Origin of the sequence: Citrobacter sp. RHBSTW-00570 (assembly GCF_013739755.1) — a bacterium.
Lineage (GTDB): Bacteria > Pseudomonadota > Gammaproteobacteria > Enterobacterales > Enterobacteriaceae > Citrobacter > Citrobacter braakii.
In genome coordinates, this window is sequence record NZ_CP056399.1 from 1,403,437 (window position 1) to 1,422,164 (window position 18,728).

Here is an 18,728-nt window from a genome sequence, read left to right on the forward strand (position 1 = left end):
GTTCTTCATGCCCCAGTCTACATCCGTACTTAGACGTAATGGATTTACTTTTAAGCAGTTTTTTGTGGCACACGATCGTTGTGCAATGAAAGTCGGAACGGACGGCATTTTATTGGGGGCCTGGGCCCCTGTTGCTGGCGTAAAGCGGATCCTGGATATTGGTACCGGGAGCGGCCTGTTGGCGCTGATGCTGGCCCAGCGCACAGATGAAAACGTCATCATTGACGCTGTGGAGCTTGATGTTGATGCCGCGCAGCAGGCGCAGGAGAACATCGCGCAATCCCCGTGGATGCATCGCGTGAACGTTCATACGGAAGATGTGCAGCAGTGGGTACCGCGCCAGACCGTGCGCTTTGATTTGATCATCAGCAACCCTCCCTATTATGAACAGGGAGTGGAATGTGCCACGCCGCAGCGCGAGCAGGCTCGCTACACCACCACGCTCGATCATCAAGTATTGCTGACGCTGGCGGCAGACAGCATTACGGAAGAAGGTTTTTTTTGTGTGGTGTTGCCCGAACAGATTGGTAACGCATTTTCCCAGCAGGCACTGGGCATGGGCTGGCATCTGCGATTGCGCACGGATGTAGCAGAAACCGAGGCCCGACTACCGAATCGGGTACTGCTGGCATTCTCCCCGCAGGCCGGGGAGTGCTTTAGTGACAGGCTGGTGATCCGTGGGCCAGACCAACGTTACTCTGAAGGTTACACGGCGCTGACCCAGGCGTTTTATCTGTTCATGTGATGACTTAGCGGCGAGAGAATGGACGGGCCCGCCTCTGGAAGCTGTTCTGGATAATCCAGCGTATAGTGCAGGCCCCGACTCTCTTTACGCATCATCGCGCAGCGGACAATCAGCTCAGCAACCTGCACCAGATTGCGCAGTTCCAGCAAGTTGTTCGACACGCGGAAATGAGCGTAATACTCGTCGATTTCCTGTTGCAACATGGTGATACGGCGCAGGGCGCGCTCCAGACGTTTAGTTGTGCGCACGATACCGACGTAATCCCACATAAATAGCCGCAGCTCATGCCAGTTATGCTGAATCACAACCAGTTCATCCGGGTTTTCTACCCGGCTTTCATCCCAATCCGGGAGGGTGCTGACGCTGCGAGCATAAGGCATTCGCCTGTCGATATCTTCAGCCGCGGACCAGCCGTAAACCAGGCACTCCAGTAATGAGTTTGACGCCATCCGGTTGGCTCCATGCAGGCCGGTGTAACTCACTTCGCCGATCGCATACAGCCCGTCGACATCCGTACGGCCAAAGTCATCCACCATCACGCCGCCGCAGGTATAGTGCGCGGCAGGAACGATGGGAACCGGCTCTTTGGTCAAATCGATGCCCAGTCCCAGCAATTTTTCATAAATCATCGGGAAATGCTGACGAACAAATTCTTCCGGTTTATGGCTGATGTCGAGAAACATGCAGTCAGCGCCCAGGCGCTTCATTTCGTGGTCAATGGCGCGGGCAACAATATCGCGGGGAGCCAGTTCGCCACGCTCGTCAAAATCGGGCATAAAGCGCGAACCGTCCGGGCGCTTCAGATGTGCGCCTTCGCCACGCAGCGCCTCGGTTAGCAGAAAGTTGCGCGCCTGCGGATGATACAGCGCCGTCGGGTGAAACTGGTTAAATTCCAGGTTGGCGACACGGCATCCCGCACGCCAGGCCATCGCAATCCCGTCACCCGAGGAAATATCTGGATTGGTGGTGTATTGGTACACCTTTGACGCGCCGCCGGTGGCCAACACTACTGACTTGGCATGGCAGGTTTCTACGGCTTCTTTATTACGGTTCCAGATCCAGGCTCCGACAACCCGACGCGTTCCCGGCAGACCGATTTTATCGGAGACAATCAGATCGACGGCATTACTGCGCTCAAGAACCCGTATGTTGGGGTGATTTTGTGCCTGGCTGACGAGGGTGGTTTCGACTTCTTTACCGGTGGCATCCGCAGAGTGCAGAATTCGTCGATGGCTATGACCACCTTCACGGGTCAGGTGATAGCTCTCCTCACCGTTGGGCTGAACCTGCGTATCAAATAAGACGCCCTGATCGATAAGCCACTGAACGCAGGTGCGGGCATTGCTGGCGACAAATTCAACCGCATGGCGATCGCACAGGCCGGCCCCGGCAATCAGAGTATCTTCAACGTGGGAGTCGATGCTGTCGGTTTCATCAAACACCGCGGCAATACCGCCCTGGGCATAAAATGTCGAGCCTTCGCTGACCGGACCTTTGCTCAGGACAATAACCTGATGTTTTTCGGCCAGGCGCAGCGCCAGTGAGAGTCCGGCAGCCCCGCTGCCAATGATCAGCACGTCACAGGATAATTCAGGAGTCGTATTCATGATTTTTGTTTAATTTACTAAACAGTGTTTGGTCACCATAGCACCACATTGCGCGATGCTGCACGTTTTATTTTTAAATGTGTTGCAGTGACTAAACATGAAAAAAAAGCATGACGAGGACGAAATGAGCAAAAATATTTTGTGAAGCAGGCCGTTAGCACCAGATTATGTGATGAAATTAAGTGGCCGTTGGGTTACTCTGCAAGCGGTGAAATGGGCATTTCTAAACAGATAGTGCGTCGATCGGATTATGTAGACTTATAATGAGAGATAAGACCTGTCTACAACATGACAAACAAAAAACAATGCGTAACGGAACTTTACGAAACTTGAGCACTCTAAGCATTTGCTTGCTCATAGTGAAGCTGATGGAGTGGCGTTTCGAAGGCGCGTGGAAATTTGGTTTGGGGAGACTTTACCTCGGATGAGCGAGCAGTTAACGGACCAGGTCCTGGTAGAACGGGTCCAGAAGGGAGATCAGAAAGCCTTTAACCTACTGGTAGTGCGCTATCAGCATAAGGTGGCGAGTCTGGTTTCTCGCTATGTACCGTCGGGCGATGTACCCGATGTAGTACAAGAAGCATTTATCAAGGCCTATCGTGCGCTGGACTCGTTCCGGGGAGATAGTGCTTTTTATACCTGGCTGTATCGTATTGCAGTCAATACAGCGAAGAATTACCTGGTCGCTCAGGGGCGTCGTCCACCTTCCAGTGATATTGATGCGATTGAAGCAGAAAATTACGAAAGTGGCGGTGCGCTGAAAGAAATTTCGAACCCTGAGAACTTAATGTTGTCAGAAGAACTGAGACAGATAGTTTTCCGGACTATTGAGTCCCTCCCGGAAGATTTACGCATGGCAATAACTTTGCGGGAGCTGGATGGCCTGAGCTATGAAGAGATAGCCGCTATCATGGATTGTCCGGTAGGTACGGTGCGTTCACGTATCTTCCGAGCGAGGGAAGCTATTGATAATAAAGTTCAACCGCTTATCAGGCGTTGACGATAGCGGGATACTGGAAAAGGTATTAGGCATGCAGAAAGAAAAACTTTCCGCTTTAATGGATGGCGAAACGCTGGATACTGAGTTACTCAAAGAGCTGACTCAGGACCCGGAAATGCAAAAAACCTGGGAGAGTTATCACCTGATTCGCGATTCCATGCGAGGTGATACCGCCGACGTTCTCCATTTCGATATTTCCGCCCGCGTAATGGCTGCCATCCAGGATGAGCCAGTACGTCAGACGGTGCCATTGATTCCTGAGGCCCAGCCAGCACCGCACCAGTGGCAGAAAATGCCATTCTGGAAAAAAATGCGTCCATGGGCCGCGCAGCTTACCCAAATGGGTGTGGCCGCGTGTGTATCACTTGCAGTTATTGTTGGCGTCCAGCACTATAATGGGCAATCTGAAACGTCCCAGCAGCCCGAAACGCCGGTATTTAATACATTACCGATGATGGGTAAAGCCAGTCCGGTAAGCTTGGGTGTACCCTCTGACGCGACGGCCAGCGGCGGTCAGCAACAGCAGGTACAGGAGCAGCGTCGTCGTATTAATGCCATGTTGCAGGACTACGAACTGCAACGTCGACTGCACTCTGAACAGCTTCAGTTTGAGCAGGCCCAAACACAGCAAGCCGCTGTGCAGGTGCCAGGAATTCAAACTTTAGGAACGCAATCGCAGTAATGAAGCAACTTTGGTTTGCCATGTCACTTGTGGCTGGTAGCCTGTTTTTCTCTGTAAACGCCTCGGCCAATCCTGCGTCCGGGGCGTTGTTGCAGCAGATGAATCTGGCCAGCCAGTCGCTAACCTATGAGCTGTCATTTGTCAGCATCAATAAGCAGGGTGTTGAATCCCTACGTTATCGCCATGCCCGCTTGGATAACCGTCCGCTAGCGCAACTGTTGCAAATGGATGGACCGCGCCGGGAAGTGGTGCAGCGTGGCAATGAAATTAGCTATTTTGAGCCTGGTCTCGAACCGTTCACGCTGAACGGCGACTATATCGTTGACTCTCTGCCCTCTCTGATTTACACCGACTTCAAACGTCTTGCTCCCTACTATGACTTTATCTCAGTAGGTCGCACCCGCATTGCCGATCGGCTCTGTGAAGTGATCCGCGTAGTCGCCCGTGACGGTACGCGTTACAGCTATATCGTCTGGATGGACACGGAGACTAAGCTGCCGATGCGCGTCGATCTTCTCGACCGTGATGGTGAGACGCTGGAACAGTTCCGTGTTATCGCGTTTACCGTAAACAACGGCGTTAGCGATAGCATGCAGGCGCTGGCGAAAGCCAATCTACCGCCGTTGCTGTCAGTTCCTGCGGGTGAGAAAACCAACTTCAACTGGAGTCCGTCGTGGTTGCCGCAAGGCTTCAGCGAAGTTTCCAGCAGTCGACGTCCGCTGCCGACGATGGATAACATGCCGATCGAATCGCGCCTATATTCTGATGGCCTGTTCAGTTTCTCCGTGAACGTAAACCGTGCGATGCAAAACAGCGCCGATCAGCTGTTGCGAACCGGGCGTAGAACGGTTAGCACCAGCGTGCGTGATAACGCAGAAATTACGATTGTGGGCGAGCTTCCACCGCAAACGGCGAAGCGTATCGCGGACAATATTAAGTTCAGGGCTGCACAATGATTAAAGAGTGGGCGACAGTCGTCTCCTGGCAAAATGGTCTGGCGACGGTCAGCTGTGATGTTAAAGCATCATGTAGCAGCTGTGCTTCGCGGGCCGGATGCGGGAGCCGCGTGCTGAACAAACTTGGGCCGCAGACCACGCATACCATCGTGGTGCCCAGCGACGAACCCTTAGCGCCCGGTCAAAAAGTTGAACTGGGTATTGCCGAGGGTAGCCTGCTGGGTTCAGCGATGTTGGTCTACATGTCTCCGTTGGCGGGGCTCTTTCTCTTCGCGGCGCTATTCCAGGTGCTGTTTGGTTCCGACCTTGCGGCATTAAGCGGTGCCGTGCTGGGGGGCGTGGGCGGATTCCTGATTGCCCGTGGATACTCTCGTAAGCTTGCTGAGCGCGAAGCCTGGCAGCCGGTCATTCTGAACGTTGCTCTCCCACCCGATCTCATTCGCGTCGAAACCCAACAGTGATAGCTTTGCCGGATGGCGCTTGTGTCGCCATCCGGCAAAAGTTTCACCAACTTTGCAAAGTTGTTTCCAGTTCCCGCTATCCTTGCTCTATGAACATTTCCTCGCCTCAGCGTTGTAGTGTAGAATGCGGCGTTTCACTTAAACAGACGTTAAGCTCAGATCAGCGACTTCTCAGAGCCTGCTCAGGCGGGCGTAAGGCACAATAATTACACTATATGAAGAACATACGTAACTTTTCAATCATAGCTCACATCGACCACGGTAAATCGACGCTGTCTGACCGTATTATCCAGATCTGCGGTGGCCTGTCTGACCGTGAAATGGAAGCGCAGGTTCTCGACTCGATGGATCTTGAGCGTGAGCGCGGTATTACTATCAAAGCGCAGAGCGTGACGCTCGATTTCAAAGCATCTGATGGTGAAACCTATCAGCTTAACTTTATCGACACCCCGGGCCACGTTGACTTCTCGTATGAAGTTTCTCGCTCGCTTGCCGCCTGTGAAGGCGCACTGCTGGTGGTTGATGCCGGACAGGGCGTCGAAGCACAGACCCTGGCTAACTGCTATACCGCCATGGAAATGGATCTGGAAGTAGTGCCGGTACTGAACAAAATTGACCTGCCAGCCGCCGATCCTGAGCGTGTGGCGGAAGAGATCGAAGATATCGTCGGTATCGATGCGACGGATGCCGTTCGCTGCTCGGCGAAAACCGGCGTTGGCGTCACTGACGTTCTTGAACGTCTGGTGCGCGACATTCCGCCGCCGGAAGGCGACCCGGAAGGTCCGTTACAGGCGCTAATCATCGACTCCTGGTTCGATAACTACCTGGGCGTCGTATCACTGGTGCGTATTAAAAACGGCACCATGCGTAAAGGCGACAAAATTAAAGTGATGAGCACCGGTCAGGTCTATAACGCTGACCGTCTGGGTATCTTCACGCCAAAACAGGTTGACCGTACCGAGCTGAAATGCGGCGAGGTGGGTTGGTTGGTGTGTGCGATTAAAGACATCCTGGGCGCACCGGTTGGCGATACCCTGACGCAGGCGCGTAACCCGGCGGACAAGCCGCTGCCAGGCTTTAAAAAAGTGAAGCCGCAGGTTTACGCCGGTCTGTTCCCGGTGAGCTCTGACGACTACGAAAACTTCCGTGACGCGCTCGGCAAGCTGAGCCTCAACGACGCCTCCCTGTTCTATGAACCGGAAAGCTCAACCGCGCTGGGCTTCGGCTTCCGCTGTGGCTTCCTCGGTCTGCTGCACATGGAGATCATTCAGGAACGTCTGGAACGTGAATACGATCTGGATCTGATCACTACCGCGCCGACCGTAGTCTACGAAGTCGAAACCACGGCGAAAGAGACGATCTACGTCGATAGCCCGTCCAAGCTGCCGCCGTTGAACAACATTTACGAACTGCGTGAGCCGATTGCTGAGTGTCATATGCTGCTGCCGCAGGCTTACCTCGGTAACGTCATCACGCTGTGTATCGAGAAGCGCGGCGTACAGACCAACATGGTTTACCATGGTAACCAGGTGGCGCTGACCTATGAAATTCCGATGGCGGAAGTGGTACTCGACTTCTTCGACCGTCTGAAGTCAACTTCTCGCGGCTATGCGTCGCTGGACTATAACTTCAAACGTTTCCAGGCGTCTGACATGGTGCGCGTTGATGTTCTCATCAACAACGAACGTGTCGATGCGCTGGCGCTGATTACCCACCGCGACAACTCCCAGAGCCGTGGTCGTGAACTGGTCGAGAAGATGAAAGATCTGATCCCTCGCCAGCAGTTTGATATCGCGATCCAGGCGGCCATTGGTACGCACATCATCGCGCGTTCAACGGTTAAGCAGCTGCGTAAAAACGTTCTGGCGAAATGCTACGGTGGCGATATCAGCCGTAAGAAAAAGCTGCTGCAAAAACAGAAAGAGGGTAAAAAGCGCATGAAGCAGATCGGTAACGTTGAACTGCCACAGGAAGCCTTCCTCGCCATTCTGCATGTCGGTAAAGACAGCAAATAATCTTAAGGAGTTGGCATGGCGAACATGTTTGCCCTGATTCTGGTGATTGCCACACTGGTGACGGGCATTTTATGGTGCGTAGATAAATTCATCTTCGCGCCAAAACGCCGGGAGCGTCAGGCAGCAGCGCAAGCTGCTGCAGGTGATTCACTGGATGAAGCAACGCTGAAAAAAGTGGCCCCTAAGCCAGGCTGGCTGGAAACCGGGGCATCCGTTTTCCCGGTTTTAGCTATTGTGCTGGTGGTGCGTTCATTTATTTATGAGCCGTTCCAGATCCCGTCTGGTTCGATGATGCCGACACTGCTTATCGGTGACTTTATTCTGGTGGAGAAATTCGCCTACGGGATTAAAGATCCGATTTACCAGAAAACGCTGATCGAGACCGGCCATCCGAAACGCGGTGATATCGTGGTGTTTAAATACCCGGAAGATCCGCGTCTGGACTACATCAAACGTGCTGTCGGTTTACCGGGAGACAAAGTGACGTACGATCCGGTGGCGAAAGAGGTAACTATTCAGCCAGGATGCAGTTCCGGTCAGGCGTGTGAAAACGCGCTGCCGGTAACGTACTCTGATGTTCAGCCAAGTGATTTTGTGCAGACATTTGCGCGTCGTAACGGCGGTGAAGCGACCAGCGGCTTCTTTGAGGTTCCGCTGAATGAAACGAAAGATAACGGTATTCGCCTCTCCGAGCGTAAAGAAACGCTGGGTGAGGTAACGCACCGCATTCTGACCGTGCCAATCGCGCAGGATCAGGTGGGGATGTATTACCGCCAGCCAGGCCAGCAGTTGGCAACCTGGATCGTCCCGCCGGGACACTACTTCATGATGGGTGATAACCGTGACAACAGCGCGGACAGCCGTTACTGGGGATTTGTGCCGGAAGCGAATCTGGTTGGTAAAGCAACCGCTATCTGGATGAGTTTCGATAAGCAAGAAGGCGAATGGCCGACCGGTGTGCGCTTAAGCCGTATTGGTGGCATTCACTAATCGCTGATAATCGTTCACGTTGTCGTCATTATGGCGACAGCGTGAATTATTTCTCGGATAAATTCCCGCAGACTAACGACATCCCTTGTCGTTGTGTATAGAATATTCCCCCGAAGTTTGAGGTTGGCACCGACAGGTTGCCACGGCACACGAAACAGCGTTGGTTTGTGTATAAATGCATTCAGCCGAAGCGGGATAGCTAAGCGAAATGCGTATATCAGGTCTGTTTCGTGTGCTGAATTGTTGACGCATTCATTTATTGGTATCGCATGAACCCCATCGTAATTAATCGGCTTCAACGGAAGCTGGGCTACACTTTTAATCATCAGGAGCTGTTGCAGCAGGCATTAACTCACCGTAGCGCCAGCAGCAAACATAACGAGCGTTTAGAATTTTTAGGCGACTCTATTCTGAGCTTTGTTATCGCTAATGCGCTGTATCACCGTTTTCCGCGTGTGGATGAAGGTGATATGAGTCGCATGCGCGCGACGTTGGTTCGCGGCAATACGCTGGCTGAATTAGCCCGTGAGTTTGACCTCGGTGAATGTTTACGTTTGGGGCCAGGCGAGCTGAAAAGCGGCGGTTTCCGTCGTGAATCGATCCTGGCAGATACCGTTGAAGCTTTGATCGGCGGCGTCTTCCTCGACAGCGATATTCAAACCGTTGAACAACTGATCCTGAACTGGTATCAGACTCGTCTGGATGAAATTAGCCCAGGCGATAAACAAAAAGATCCGAAAACGCGCCTTCAGGAATATTTGCAGGGTCGCCACCTGCCGCTACCGTCCTATCTGGTGGTGCAGGTTCGTGGTGAAGCACACGATCAAGAATTTACTATCCACTGCCAGGTCAGCGGCCTGAGTGAACCGGTGGTTGGCACAGGTTCGAGCCGTCGTAAGGCTGAGCAGGCTGCCGCCGAACAGGCGTTGAAAAAACTGGAGCTGGAATGAGCGAAGAGAAAACTTACTGCGGATTTATTGCCATCGTCGGTCGCCCGAACGTCGGCAAATCCACCCTGTTGAATAATCTGCTTGGGCAGAAGATTTCCATAACCTCACGTAAGGCTCAGACAACACGTCACCGTATTGTTGGCATCCATACCGAAGGTGCGTATCAGGCGATTTATGTTGATACCCCGGGCCTGCATATGGAAGAAAAACGGGCGATCAACCGCCTGATGAACAAAGCGGCAAGCAGCTCGATTGGTGATGTTGAACTGGTTATTTTCGTTGTGGAAGGCACCCGCTGGACGCCGGACGACGAAATGGTGCTCAACAAGCTGCGCGACGGTAAAGCCCCGGTTATTCTGGCTGTGAACAAAGTGGACAACGTTCAGGAAAAAGCCGATTTACTGCCGCACCTGCAGTTTCTGGCAAGCCAGATGAACTTCCTTGATATTGTCCCGATTTCTGCCGAAACCGGCCTGAATGTTGATACCGTTGCGGGCATCGTGCGTAAGCACCTGCCGGAAGCCATTCATCACTTCCCGGAAGATTACATCACCGACCGTTCTCAGCGCTTTATGGCGTCTGAAATCATCCGTGAAAAGCTGATGCGTTTTCTGGGGGCTGAACTGCCGTACTCCGTTACCGTGGAGATTGAACGTTTTATCTCTAACGAACGCGGTGGTTACGATATTAACGGGCTGATCCTCGTTGAACGTGAAGGGCAGAAGAAGATGGTTATTGGCAACAAAGGGGCCAAAATTAAAACCATCGGCATCGAAGCGCGTAAAGACATGCAGGAGATGTTCGAAGCGCCCGTTCACCTCGAGCTGTGGGTGAAAGTGAAATCCGGCTGGGCCGATGACGAGCGCGCGCTGCGTAGCCTCGGTTACGGCGACGACGTCTAATTTTTCATAGGTTATGGCTTTCGAGGTGCAGGAAGGCGGCAAGACCGCAGATCCTCGGGAGCTTACTCAAGTGAGTGACTGGGGTGAGTGGGCGCAGCCAACACACCTGCAGCTTGAAAGACGGCGGGTATGATGGAAGGATGGCAACGCGCTTTTGTCCTGCATAGCCGCCCGTGGAGCGAAACCAGTCTCGTGCTGGACGTCTTCACGGAAGAATCGGGTCGTGTGCGCCTGGTGGCTAAAGGCGCACGCTCCAAACGTTCTAATCTCAAAGGCGCGCTCCAGCCTTTTACTCCGTTGTTGCTTCGCTTTGGTGGACGTGGTGAGGTCAAAACCTTACGCAGTGCCGAAGCCGTTTCTCTGGCTCTTCCTCTTAGCGGTATCACACTGTACAGCGGCTTGTATATCAACGAGCTTATCTCTCGCGTACTTGAGTATGAGACCCGCTTTTCTGAACTCTTTTTCGACTACCTGAACTGTATTCAGGCGCTGGCTGGCGCGACGGGTTCGCCAGAGCCTGCGCTGCGTCGCTTTGAGCTGGCCTTACTTGGACATCTGGGGTACGGCGTCGATTTTACCCACTGTGCGGGTAGTGGCGAGCCGGTGGACGACACCATGACCTATCGTTACCGGGAAGAAAAAGGGTTTATCGCAAGCGTAGTGATTGATAACGCCACCTTTACCGGACGCCATCTGAAAGCACTCGAATCGCGGGAATTTCCGGATGCTGATACGCTTCGCGCCGCGAAACGCTTTACCCGCATGGCGTTAAAGCCGTATCTTGGTGGTAAGCCGTTAAAAAGCCGGGAACTGTTCCGGCAATTTATGCCAAAACGCGCAGTAAAAACAAAAAATGATTAACGAGGATGGATTGCCATGGCCGAATTACTGTTAGGCGTCAACATTGACCACATTGCCACTTTACGTAATGCACGCGGCACCGCATACCCTGACCCGGTTCAGGCGGCGTTTATCGTTGAGCAGGCGGGCGCAGACGGCATTACCGTGCACCTGCGTGAAGACCGTCGCCATATTACCGATCGCGACGTGCGCATTTTGCGCCAGACGCTGGATACGCGTATGAATCTGGAAATGGCGGTAACCGAAGAGATGCTGGCGATTGCCGTTGAGACTAAGCCGCATTTTTGCTGCCTGGTGCCGGAAAAACGTCAGGAAGTGACGACTGAAGGTGGCCTGGATGTCGCTGGTCAGCGTGACAAGATGCGTGATGCCTGCAAACGCCTGGCGGACGCAGGCATTCTGGTTTCGCTGTTTATCGATGCTGATGACGAACAGATTAAGGCCGCTGCTGAAGTCGGCGCGCCGTACATCGAAATTCACACCGGCTGTTACGCCGATGCGAAAACCGACGCTGAACAGGCCAGCGAACTGGCGCGTATCGCCAAAGCGGCGACCTTTGCCGCCAGCCTTGGCCTGAAGGTGAATGCGGGTCACGGCCTGACGTACCATAACGTTAAAGCCATCGCCCGGATCCCGGAAATGCACGAGTTGAACATTGGCCATGCCATTATCGGCCGCGCGGTGATGAGTGGTCTGAAAGATGCAGTAGTCGAAATGAAGCGCCTGATGCTGGAAGCGCGTGGCTAATGGCGATTCTGGGATTAGGTACGGATATCGTGGAGATTGCCCGCATCGAAGCGGTGATCTCCCGTTCCGGCGACCGTCTGGCAAGACGCGTGCTCAGCGACAACGAATGGGCAATCTGGGAGACGCATCAGCAACCGGTGCGCTTTCTGGCGAAGCGTTTTGCGGTCAAAGAGGCGGCAGCAAAAGCCTTTGGTACCGGTATTCGCAACGGTCTGGCGTTTAATCAGTTTGAGGTCTTTAACGACGAACTCGGTAAGCCGCGTCTGCGGTTATGGGGGGAGGCGTTAAAACTGGCGGAAAAACTCGGCGTCGCACATATGCATGTGACGCTGGCCGATGAGCGTCACTACGCCTGCGCCACGGTGATTATCGAGAGCTAACGTTTTGTCGACCTGATAAGCATCGCGTCATCAGGCAACGTTACAGCTTATCGGCGTGGTGCATCAGTACAAACTTATCCCACAGCTGCTCTTCCGTTTCGACATGTGCCGGATCTTTCAAAATAGTATTGGGGATCGGGCACACCTTCTGACAGGTTGGTGTGTCGTAATGGCCTACGCATTCCGTACACTTGTCGCTGTTAATCTCGTAAATGCTGTCACCCATCGAAATCGCCTCATTCGGGCATTCGGGCTCGCACATATCGCAATTGATACACTTTTTAGTGATTAACAGGGCCATCAGGAAACTCTCAAAACATCACAAATCGGGCGGGCATTATACGCGCATTCTTTGCTCAGACCAGTTTTTTTACCAGTGCTTCGCTGTGGCGAATGCGTTCCGGAGCATGCTCCAGATCTTGCTGCACCAGCGCCATAAACAGTAAATCAGTGAGCATCATTTGCGCATGGGTAGAGGAAATCGCTGCGCTGCGCGTGGCCTGTTCTTCAGCTATCGTGTACAGACAATGAGTTGCGCGCTGTTGCAGGGCGTTAGGGGTAAATCCGGTGATGGCGAGAATTTTGGCTCCGGCGCGCAACGTTTCATCCGCAGCCAGGTTGAGTTCGCGGCGTTCTCCGGTATACGAAATGGCCAGCAGCAGATCGTTGGGTGAAAGCGCCTGCACCGCCGCCAGCAGGGCGTGCATATCGCGTTCAACCACCGCGTTAAACCCAATCTTTAGCAGTTTCCAGGCAAAATTCTGCGCTACCAGACCCGATGCGCCAATCCCGGTCAGGATAATGCGCCGGGCTGAGCGCAGCATCGTGACGCTCTCTATCAGTTTCTCTTCGCTGTTGACGTCCAGCGTCGCATGCATCGCCGCCACGTTCTCTTTAATCAGCTTTTCGCCCACCATACGCATGGGGTCGTCACCGCGAATCTGATTATGCACCGGAATGGAATGAGGGTTGGGATTGCTGGCCAACGCTTCGCTAATCGCCAGTTTCAGCGCCGGAAACCCTTTAAAGCCCATCTTTTGCGCGAACTTCACCACGCTGGACTGGCTGACGCCTGCTTCAAAGGCCAGTTGCTGTGAGCTGAGATGACGCGCGGTATCCGGCTGAGCAAGAAGATAATCCGCAAGTTTTTTATCGCTTTGCGCGAGGTCCGGGTAACGCTGACGAATGCGAATTAAACAGTTCATGCTGTCTCCTGGCGAAAACGTGATGGCGATTGCAAAACAAAATTTCACTCGCCTGGATGAATATAATATTCCATTATGACAGATTATTATGAATTAAAAATTCCTAAGGAACAAAAAATGAATCTCGGTGCATTAGTTTCAGAAACCCGCAATCCACAGACCATGGATCTGGATGCGCTCTCAACGTTGGAGTTGGTTCATCGATTTAATCAACAGGATACGCTGGTAGCGGAAGCAGTAAAAGCAACTCTGCCTCAAGTTGCGTGCGCGGTCGATGCGGCAGCCAACGCGTTAAAAGCCGGTGGACGCATTATTTACATGGGCGCAGGTACCAGCGGACGTCTTGGAGTGCTGGACGCGTCTGAGTGCCCACCGACCTTCGGTGTACCGCATGGTCTGGTGGTTGGGCTGATTGCCGGGGGGCCGGGCGCGCTGCTCAAGGCGGTAGAAGGCGCGGAAGATAACCCGCAGTTAGGCGAGGACGATCTGCGCGCACTCAACCTTACCGCACAGGATCTGGTGGTTGGTCTGGCGGCTTCAGGTCGCACGCCGTATGTGATTGGCGGGCTGAAATATGCGCGTTCGGTGGGTTGTACGACGGCGGCTATTTCCTGCAATCCGGATTCTCCTGTCGCGCATGAAGCGGATATTGCTATCTCCCCGGTGGTGGGGCCGGAGGCGTTGACCGGGTCAACGCGACTGAAATCCGGCACCGCGCAAAAACTGGTGCTCAATATGATCTCCACCGGTGCGATGGTGAAATTTGGCAAGGTGTACCAGAACCTGATGGTGGATATGCAGGCAACCAACGTCAAACTGGTCGATCGAGCGTGCCGTATGGTGGTTGAAGCCACCGGCATTGCGCGTGAACAGGCGCAAGCGCTGTTAAAGCAGACTGATTTTGACGTTAAGCCAGCGATTTTAATGGCGCTCACCGGCCTGGATGCCGCTGCCGCCCGTGAAAAGCTTGCCGCTCACCAGGGTTTTTTACGCGCGGCGTTAGAACACTAAGAGGTGTATATGGATAAGACGGCGGTGCTGGCCAGCGACATTCTGCTGGGCGTAGGCGGAGAGCAAAATATTCTGCGCCTGGAAAACTGTATGACCCGCGTCAGGGTGGAAGTTCAGGATGACGATCAGATTGATATTCCCCGTCTCAGGCAACTGCCCGGTGTTAGCGGTTACGTGAAGCAGGGCGCGCAGCATCAGATAATCGTCGGCCCCGGTAAAGCTGCCAAGGTGGTGGATGCCATGCGCTCCCTGATTGCCGGTGGCGGCGAGCGTGCAGATGTGAATAATATCGAGCGCACCAAATCAGAGGCCAAAGCGAAGTACAAAGCGCCAATGAGCGATGCGCTGCGCAAGCTGGCGAACGTCTTTATCCCTCTTATTCCGGCGTTTATCGCCTCCGGTTTGATTACCGGCATTATTAACATCCTTAAGCGACCGGATATCGTGGGGGATTTTGCGACCCATTATCCGAATATGCTGGGGCTGATGGGCATATTTGGTAGCGCCGTGTTTGCCATCATGAATATTCTGGTTGGGGTGAATACCGCCAAAGTCTTCGGCGGCTCTCTGGCGATGGGTGGGGTGATGGCGGGGATCCTCTCCAGTCCGCAGCTGGCGCAGATTACCCTGTTTGGCGAAGCGTTGCAGCCGGGGCGCGGCGGGGTGATCGCAGTACTGCTGGTGGTTGCGCTGATGTGTTGGATCGAGCGCAAATTCCGCGAGCTGTTGCCGGAATCGCTGGAGCTTATCCTTAACCCGCTGCTGACCACCATCATTACCGGGGCCATCGCGATTGTGGCGCTGCAACCGCTTGGAGGCTGGATTTCTGAATCCATCGCTCACGGCGCATCCTGGGCTATCGACCGCGGCGGGTTCCTGGTTGGTGCCATACTGGCGGGAACTTTCCTGCCATTGGTGCTCACCGGACTTCATCAAGGGTTGGTGCCCATCCACGTTGAGCTGGTACAGGCGCACGGTTATAACGCGCTCTTTCCTATCCTGGCGATGGCAGGCGTTGGACAAGTAGGGGCTGCGATAGCGGTGTTGATGAAAACCCGCAATGCGCGGCTAAAGAAAGTGATCAAAGGAGCGCTGCCGGTCGGGCTGCTGGGCATTGGCGAGCCGCTTATTTTTGGCGTCACGCTGCCGTTGGGTAAACCGTTTATCGGTGCCTGCCTTGGCGGAGCGGTAGGCGGGGCGCTGATTAGCTACTGGAAGGTGGCGACGGTTATCACCTTTGGCATCTCCGGTTTGCCGCTGGCACTGACGATTGTTGCCGGAAAAGTGATGTTCTATCTGTTAGGCTATCTGGTAGCAGTTATCGCCGGGTTCCTGTTTACCTGGCTATTGGGGTTCAACGATCCAGAGGAATAAGGTTTGACCAATCACCAGCGCCGCGTTGTTTTTTTTGATTTGGATGGCACGTTACACCAGCAGGATATGTTCGGTAGCTTTATACGTTATCTGCTGCGTCGCCAGCCGCTGAACGCGTTGCTTGTGCTGCCTCTGCTACCGGTGATTGCGCTGGCGCTGCTGATACAAGGGCGCGCCGCCCGCTGGCCAATGAGCCTGCTGTTATGGGGATGCACTTTTGGTCGTAGCGAGGCGCGCCTGAAAGGGCATCAGGCTGACTTTGTGCGCTGGTTTCGCAGTAACGTGACGGCCTTTCCGCTCGTTCAGCAGCGGCTGACAACCTACCTGTTAAGCTCTGACGCCGAAATCTGGCTTATCACTGGCTCCCCGCAGTCGCTGGTCGAGCAGGTGTACTTCGACACGCCGTGGCTACCGCGTGTCAATCTGATCGCCAGTAAAATGGCGCGGGGATTCGGCGGGTGGGTGCTGCCTCTGCGCTGTCTGGGCCATGAGAAAGTGACGCAACTGGAACGCCACATTGGTGCGCCGCTTCAGCTTTACAGTGGCTACAGCGACAGTAATCAGGACAATCCTCTGCTCTCTTTTTGCCAGCATCGCTGGCGCGTCACGCCGCGCGGAGAGCTGCAACAACTCGAATAGAGTAAACGATAGCGTCTGTGTATAATGCGCCCGCTTTGATTACTGGAGTTACCCCCTTTGTCTGAAGTTGAATTTAGCCACGAATACTGGATGCGTCATGCTTTAACGCTGGCTAAGCGCGCCTGGGATGAGCGTGAAGTCCCGGTGGGCGCGGTATTGGTACATAACAACCGCGTGATTGGCGAAGGCTGGAACCGTCCGATTGGTCACCATGATCCGACTGCCCACGCTGAAATTATGGCGCTGCGTCAGGGTGGCCTGGTGCTGCAAAACTATCGTCTGTTGGATACCACGCTGTATGTCACTCTGGAGCCGTGTGTGATGTGCGCAGGCGCGATGGTGCACAGCCGTATCGGCCATGTCGTTTTTGGCGCGCGCGATGCGAAAACGGGGGCTGCCGGGTCATTAATGGATGTACTGCATCACCCTGGAATGAATCATCGGGTGGAGGTGACCGAAGGGGTGCTACGAGATGAATGCGCCACGTTGCTCAGTGATTTCTTTCGCATGCGTCGTCAGGAAATCAAAGCGCTGAAAAAAAACGCCAATTTGTAAATGCCGGTCTGATTGCCTGATGACGCTGCGCTTATCAGGCTTCCGAGGCTACTTGCCCTCTTTTTTCTGCGGTGAAAACAGCAGGGAAGGGGAGTGCGACAGGTAATTTGACGACGTCTGAGACAAAAATGCCGAAAGCGGCAATTCATCTTTACCTATTAGCTCTGCCGGCGTCACCGCCGGGTAATCCTGCGCCAGTTGCTGCGTTTCAAGCGCCCGTTTTTCTTTCTCCTGCAGATACCCCACCAGGCTAATCTGGTACTTACGGATATTTTCTACATAAGCGTAGGCTTCGTGGCCTCGCGCATAACCATAGGTCAGCTTGTTGTAATACGGCTTTTGGCTGAGCAGTGGCAGACGCTGTTTTACGTCGGACCAGCTGTTCGGATTGCCTTTGGTTTTCACGGTCAGCGCCCGTGCATCCAGCATGTGCGCATAACCCATGTTGTAGGCTGCGAGCGCAAACCAGATGCGTTCCCCTTCGGGGACGGTATCGGGCACTTTACTCATCATATCCTGCAAATACCGCGCGCCGCCGCTGATGCTTTGTTCGGCATCGGTACGGTCGGTAAGTCCGAGACTTTGAGCGGTATTTTTGGTCAGCATCATCAACCCGCGTACGCCGGTCGGGGAAGTGGCCTGCGCGTCCCAGTGTGACTCCTGATAAGAGATTGCGGCGAGCAGTCGCCAGTCTATCTCCTGAGCATATTTCTCAAACAGCGGCTTAAGGTCCGGCAATACGCTGTCTACGGCGCGTAAAAAGGTGCGGGTATCAACATAGTCAAAATCATCGCCATGTCCGAGATACTTTTCTTCTAGTCGCGCCAGAGAGCCGTCTTCATTCATGGTGTTAAAAAAATCCAACAGGGCGGCAGACAGCGTGTTGTCATCGTCCAGGCGACTAAACCAGGTCACCGGCTGTTCGTCAGATACGTCCAGCGCTACGGCCAGTTCAGGATGTACGCGCTGGTATAAGCTGATGGCGACGGAATCGGCAATGGTGTAATCCAGCTTCCCGGCGATAACATCATCAAGCAGTTCAGTGGTGCCCTTTTTGTCATCCACCTTCCAGCTCAGATCGGGAAATTTATTCTCTTTAAGCAACTGGAGATCGTTAACCACCACGTGTCCCGGGGCGATGGTCAGCTGATTTTCGTTCACAGTGGCAAGAGTGCGCGGGCGGTATTGCCCAACCCGATACACCAACTGTTGTGAAACCGAATAGTAGGTTGGGCCGGGCTGGTAATTTTTCACCCGCTCGCTGTTATATACCAGGCCTGCGGCTAACAGATCGGCATGGCCGTTATCCAGGTCGTCAAAAAGCTGGCTGATGTTCTGGCGCACGGTGACTTTTAACTTCACGCCCAGGTAGTTGGCGAATGCCTGAGTCAGTTCATAATCCAGGCCGAATTTCTTACCGTTGAGGGTCGCGTAAGTTAACGGCGAGTCGAGGGTACTGACGCGCAGTTCTCCCCGCGACTGAATGGCGGCGATACGATTTTCGGCTTTACCGAACCAGGGAATAGATGGCCAGAGGGCCGCTGCCAACAACAGCGTTAATATGCCGATGAACAGATAATTAATCTTTAATTTTTTCAATTAGTTAATTCTCTGAACCGTACGTTGTCTCTGCCTGCTGTGGTGATGA

General features: G+C 53.8%; 21 protein-coding genes. 17 read left to right on the top strand and 4 right to left on the bottom strand.

The window, feature by feature from the left end; genetic code table 11:
• Positions 1-7 precede the first annotated feature (7 nt).
• Complete coding sequence (gene trmN, locus HV237_RS06630; protein ID WP_016154053.1) at positions 8-745, top strand: tRNA(1)(Val) (adenine(37)-N(6))-methyltransferase TrmN; 738 nt, start codon at positions 8-10, stop codon at positions 743-745.
• Here the strand turns inward: trmN and nadB are convergent.
• Positions 730-2,352, bottom strand: coding sequence for an L-aspartate oxidase (gene nadB, locus HV237_RS06635; RefSeq protein ID WP_047358259.1), 1,623 nt, complete (start codon positions 2,350-2,352; stop codon positions 730-732). The two genes, trmN and nadB, sit on opposite strands and share 16 nt — an antisense overlap.
• Positions 2,353-2,657: 305 nt before the next feature.
• Between nadB and rseD the strand changes: the two genes are divergently transcribed.
• The 12 genes from rseD to acpS all read left to right on the top strand — a co-directional run bounded on the left by rseD (position 2,658) and on the right by acpS (position 12,296).
• Positions 2,658-2,780: a rpoE leader peptide RseD gene (gene rseD / locus HV237_RS06640; protein WP_223306697.1), complete on the top strand. Its 123-nt coding sequence runs from the start codon at positions 2,658-2,660 to the stop codon at positions 2,778-2,780.
• On the top strand, positions 2,777-3,352 hold the full coding sequence (gene rpoE / locus HV237_RS06645; RefSeq protein WP_003037573.1) for an RNA polymerase sigma factor RpoE: 576 nt from the start codon (positions 2,777-2,779) through the stop codon (positions 3,350-3,352). The genes rseD and rpoE overlap by 4 nt, the downstream gene beginning before the upstream one ends.
• A 31-nt stretch (positions 3,353-3,383) precedes the next feature.
• On the top strand, positions 3,384-4,034 hold the full coding sequence (rseA, locus tag HV237_RS06650; protein ID WP_019077408.1) for an anti-sigma-E factor RseA: 651 nt from the start codon (positions 3,384-3,386) through the stop codon (positions 4,032-4,034).
• Positions 4,034-4,990 carry a sigma-E factor regulatory protein RseB gene (gene rseB / locus HV237_RS06655; RefSeq protein WP_016154050.1) on the top strand — a complete coding sequence of 319 codons (957 nt, stop codon included), beginning with the start codon at positions 4,034-4,036 and terminating at the stop codon, positions 4,988-4,990. Before rseA ends, rseB begins: the two co-directional genes overlap by 1 nt.
• Complete coding sequence (gene rseC, locus HV237_RS06660; RefSeq protein ID WP_016157173.1) at positions 4,987-5,451, top strand: SoxR-reducing system protein RseC; 465 nt, start codon at positions 4,987-4,989, stop codon at positions 5,449-5,451. Before rseB ends, rseC begins: the two co-directional genes overlap by 4 nt.
• Before the next feature lie 215 nt (positions 5,452-5,666).
• The gene (lepA, locus tag HV237_RS06665) at positions 5,667-7,466 is read left to right on the top strand and encodes a translation elongation factor 4 (RefSeq protein ID WP_003037577.1); all 1,800 of its coding nucleotides are present in this window, start codon (positions 5,667-5,669) and stop codon (positions 7,464-7,466) included.
• A 15-nt stretch (positions 7,467-7,481) separates the two neighbouring features.
• Complete coding sequence (gene lepB / locus HV237_RS06670) at positions 7,482-8,456, top strand: signal peptidase I (RefSeq protein WP_047358258.1); 975 nt, start codon at positions 7,482-7,484, stop codon at positions 8,454-8,456.
• 269 nt (positions 8,457-8,725) lie between these two features.
• Positions 8,726-9,406, top strand: coding sequence for a ribonuclease III (rnc, locus tag HV237_RS06675; protein WP_003037579.1), 681 nt, complete (start codon positions 8,726-8,728; stop codon positions 9,404-9,406).
• The gene (era, locus tag HV237_RS06680) at positions 9,403-10,308 is read left to right on the top strand and encodes a GTPase Era (RefSeq protein ID WP_003037581.1); all 906 of its coding nucleotides are present in this window, start codon (positions 9,403-9,405) and stop codon (positions 10,306-10,308) included. The genes rnc and era overlap by 4 nt, the downstream gene beginning before the upstream one ends.
• 132 nt (positions 10,309-10,440) lie before the next feature.
• Positions 10,441-11,169 carry a DNA repair protein RecO gene (gene recO, locus HV237_RS06685; RefSeq protein WP_016154047.1) on the top strand — a complete coding sequence of 243 codons (729 nt, stop codon included), beginning with the start codon at positions 10,441-10,443 and terminating at the stop codon, positions 11,167-11,169.
• A 15-nt stretch (positions 11,170-11,184) separates the two neighbouring features.
• Positions 11,185-11,916: a pyridoxine 5'-phosphate synthase gene (gene pdxJ / locus HV237_RS06690; protein WP_016157172.1), complete on the top strand. Its 732-nt coding sequence runs from the start codon at positions 11,185-11,187 to the stop codon at positions 11,914-11,916.
• Entirely contained in the window at positions 11,916-12,296 is a 381-nt protein-coding gene (acpS, locus tag HV237_RS06695; RefSeq protein WP_003037588.1) for a holo-ACP synthase, read from the top strand. The genes pdxJ and acpS overlap by 1 nt, the downstream gene beginning before the upstream one ends.
• 40 nt (positions 12,297-12,336) lie before the next feature.
• On the opposite strand, the gene HV237_RS06700 is transcribed toward acpS, so the two are convergent.
• Together HV237_RS06700 and HV237_RS06705 are read right to left on the bottom strand one after the other, a co-directional pair.
• On the bottom strand, positions 12,337-12,597 hold the full coding sequence (locus HV237_RS06700; protein ID WP_003037590.1) for a YfhL family 4Fe-4S dicluster ferredoxin: 261 nt from the start codon (positions 12,595-12,597) through the stop codon (positions 12,337-12,339).
• 55 nt (positions 12,598-12,652) lie between these two features.
• The gene (locus HV237_RS06705) at positions 12,653-13,501 is read right to left on the bottom strand and encodes a MurR/RpiR family transcriptional regulator (RefSeq protein ID WP_016154045.1); all 849 of its coding nucleotides are present in this window, start codon (positions 13,499-13,501) and stop codon (positions 12,653-12,655) included.
• 117 nt (positions 13,502-13,618) lie between these two features.
• On the opposite strand from HV237_RS06705, the gene murQ reads away from it, so the two are divergent.
• From murQ to tadA, 4 genes are all read left to right on the top strand, one after another.
• Complete coding sequence (gene murQ / locus HV237_RS06710) at positions 13,619-14,512, top strand: N-acetylmuramic acid 6-phosphate etherase (protein WP_016154044.1); 894 nt, start codon at positions 13,619-13,621, stop codon at positions 14,510-14,512.
• A 9-nt stretch (positions 14,513-14,521) separates the two neighbouring features.
• Positions 14,522-15,886: a PTS transporter subunit EIIC gene (locus HV237_RS06715; protein WP_016157168.1), complete on the top strand. Its 1,365-nt coding sequence runs from the start codon at positions 14,522-14,524 to the stop codon at positions 15,884-15,886.
• Between the two features lie 3 nt (positions 15,887-15,889).
• Positions 15,890-16,525: a phosphatidylglycerophosphatase C gene (gene yfhb / locus HV237_RS06720; RefSeq protein ID WP_016157167.1), complete on the top strand. Its 636-nt coding sequence runs from the start codon at positions 15,890-15,892 to the stop codon at positions 16,523-16,525.
• A gap of 90 nt (positions 16,526-16,615) precedes the next feature.
• Positions 16,616-17,080, top strand: a complete 465-nt coding sequence (gene tadA, locus HV237_RS06725; protein ID WP_230675888.1) for a tRNA adenosine(34) deaminase TadA — start codon at positions 16,616-16,618, stop codon at positions 17,078-17,080.
• Positions 17,081-17,128: 48 nt separating this feature from the next.
• Here tadA and mltF read toward each other — a convergent pair whose 3' ends face one another.
• Positions 17,129-18,679, bottom strand: coding sequence for a membrane-bound lytic murein transglycosylase MltF (gene mltF, locus HV237_RS06730; protein WP_016154040.1), 1,551 nt, complete (start codon positions 18,677-18,679; stop codon positions 17,129-17,131).
• Positions 18,680-18,728 lie beyond the last annotated feature (49 nt).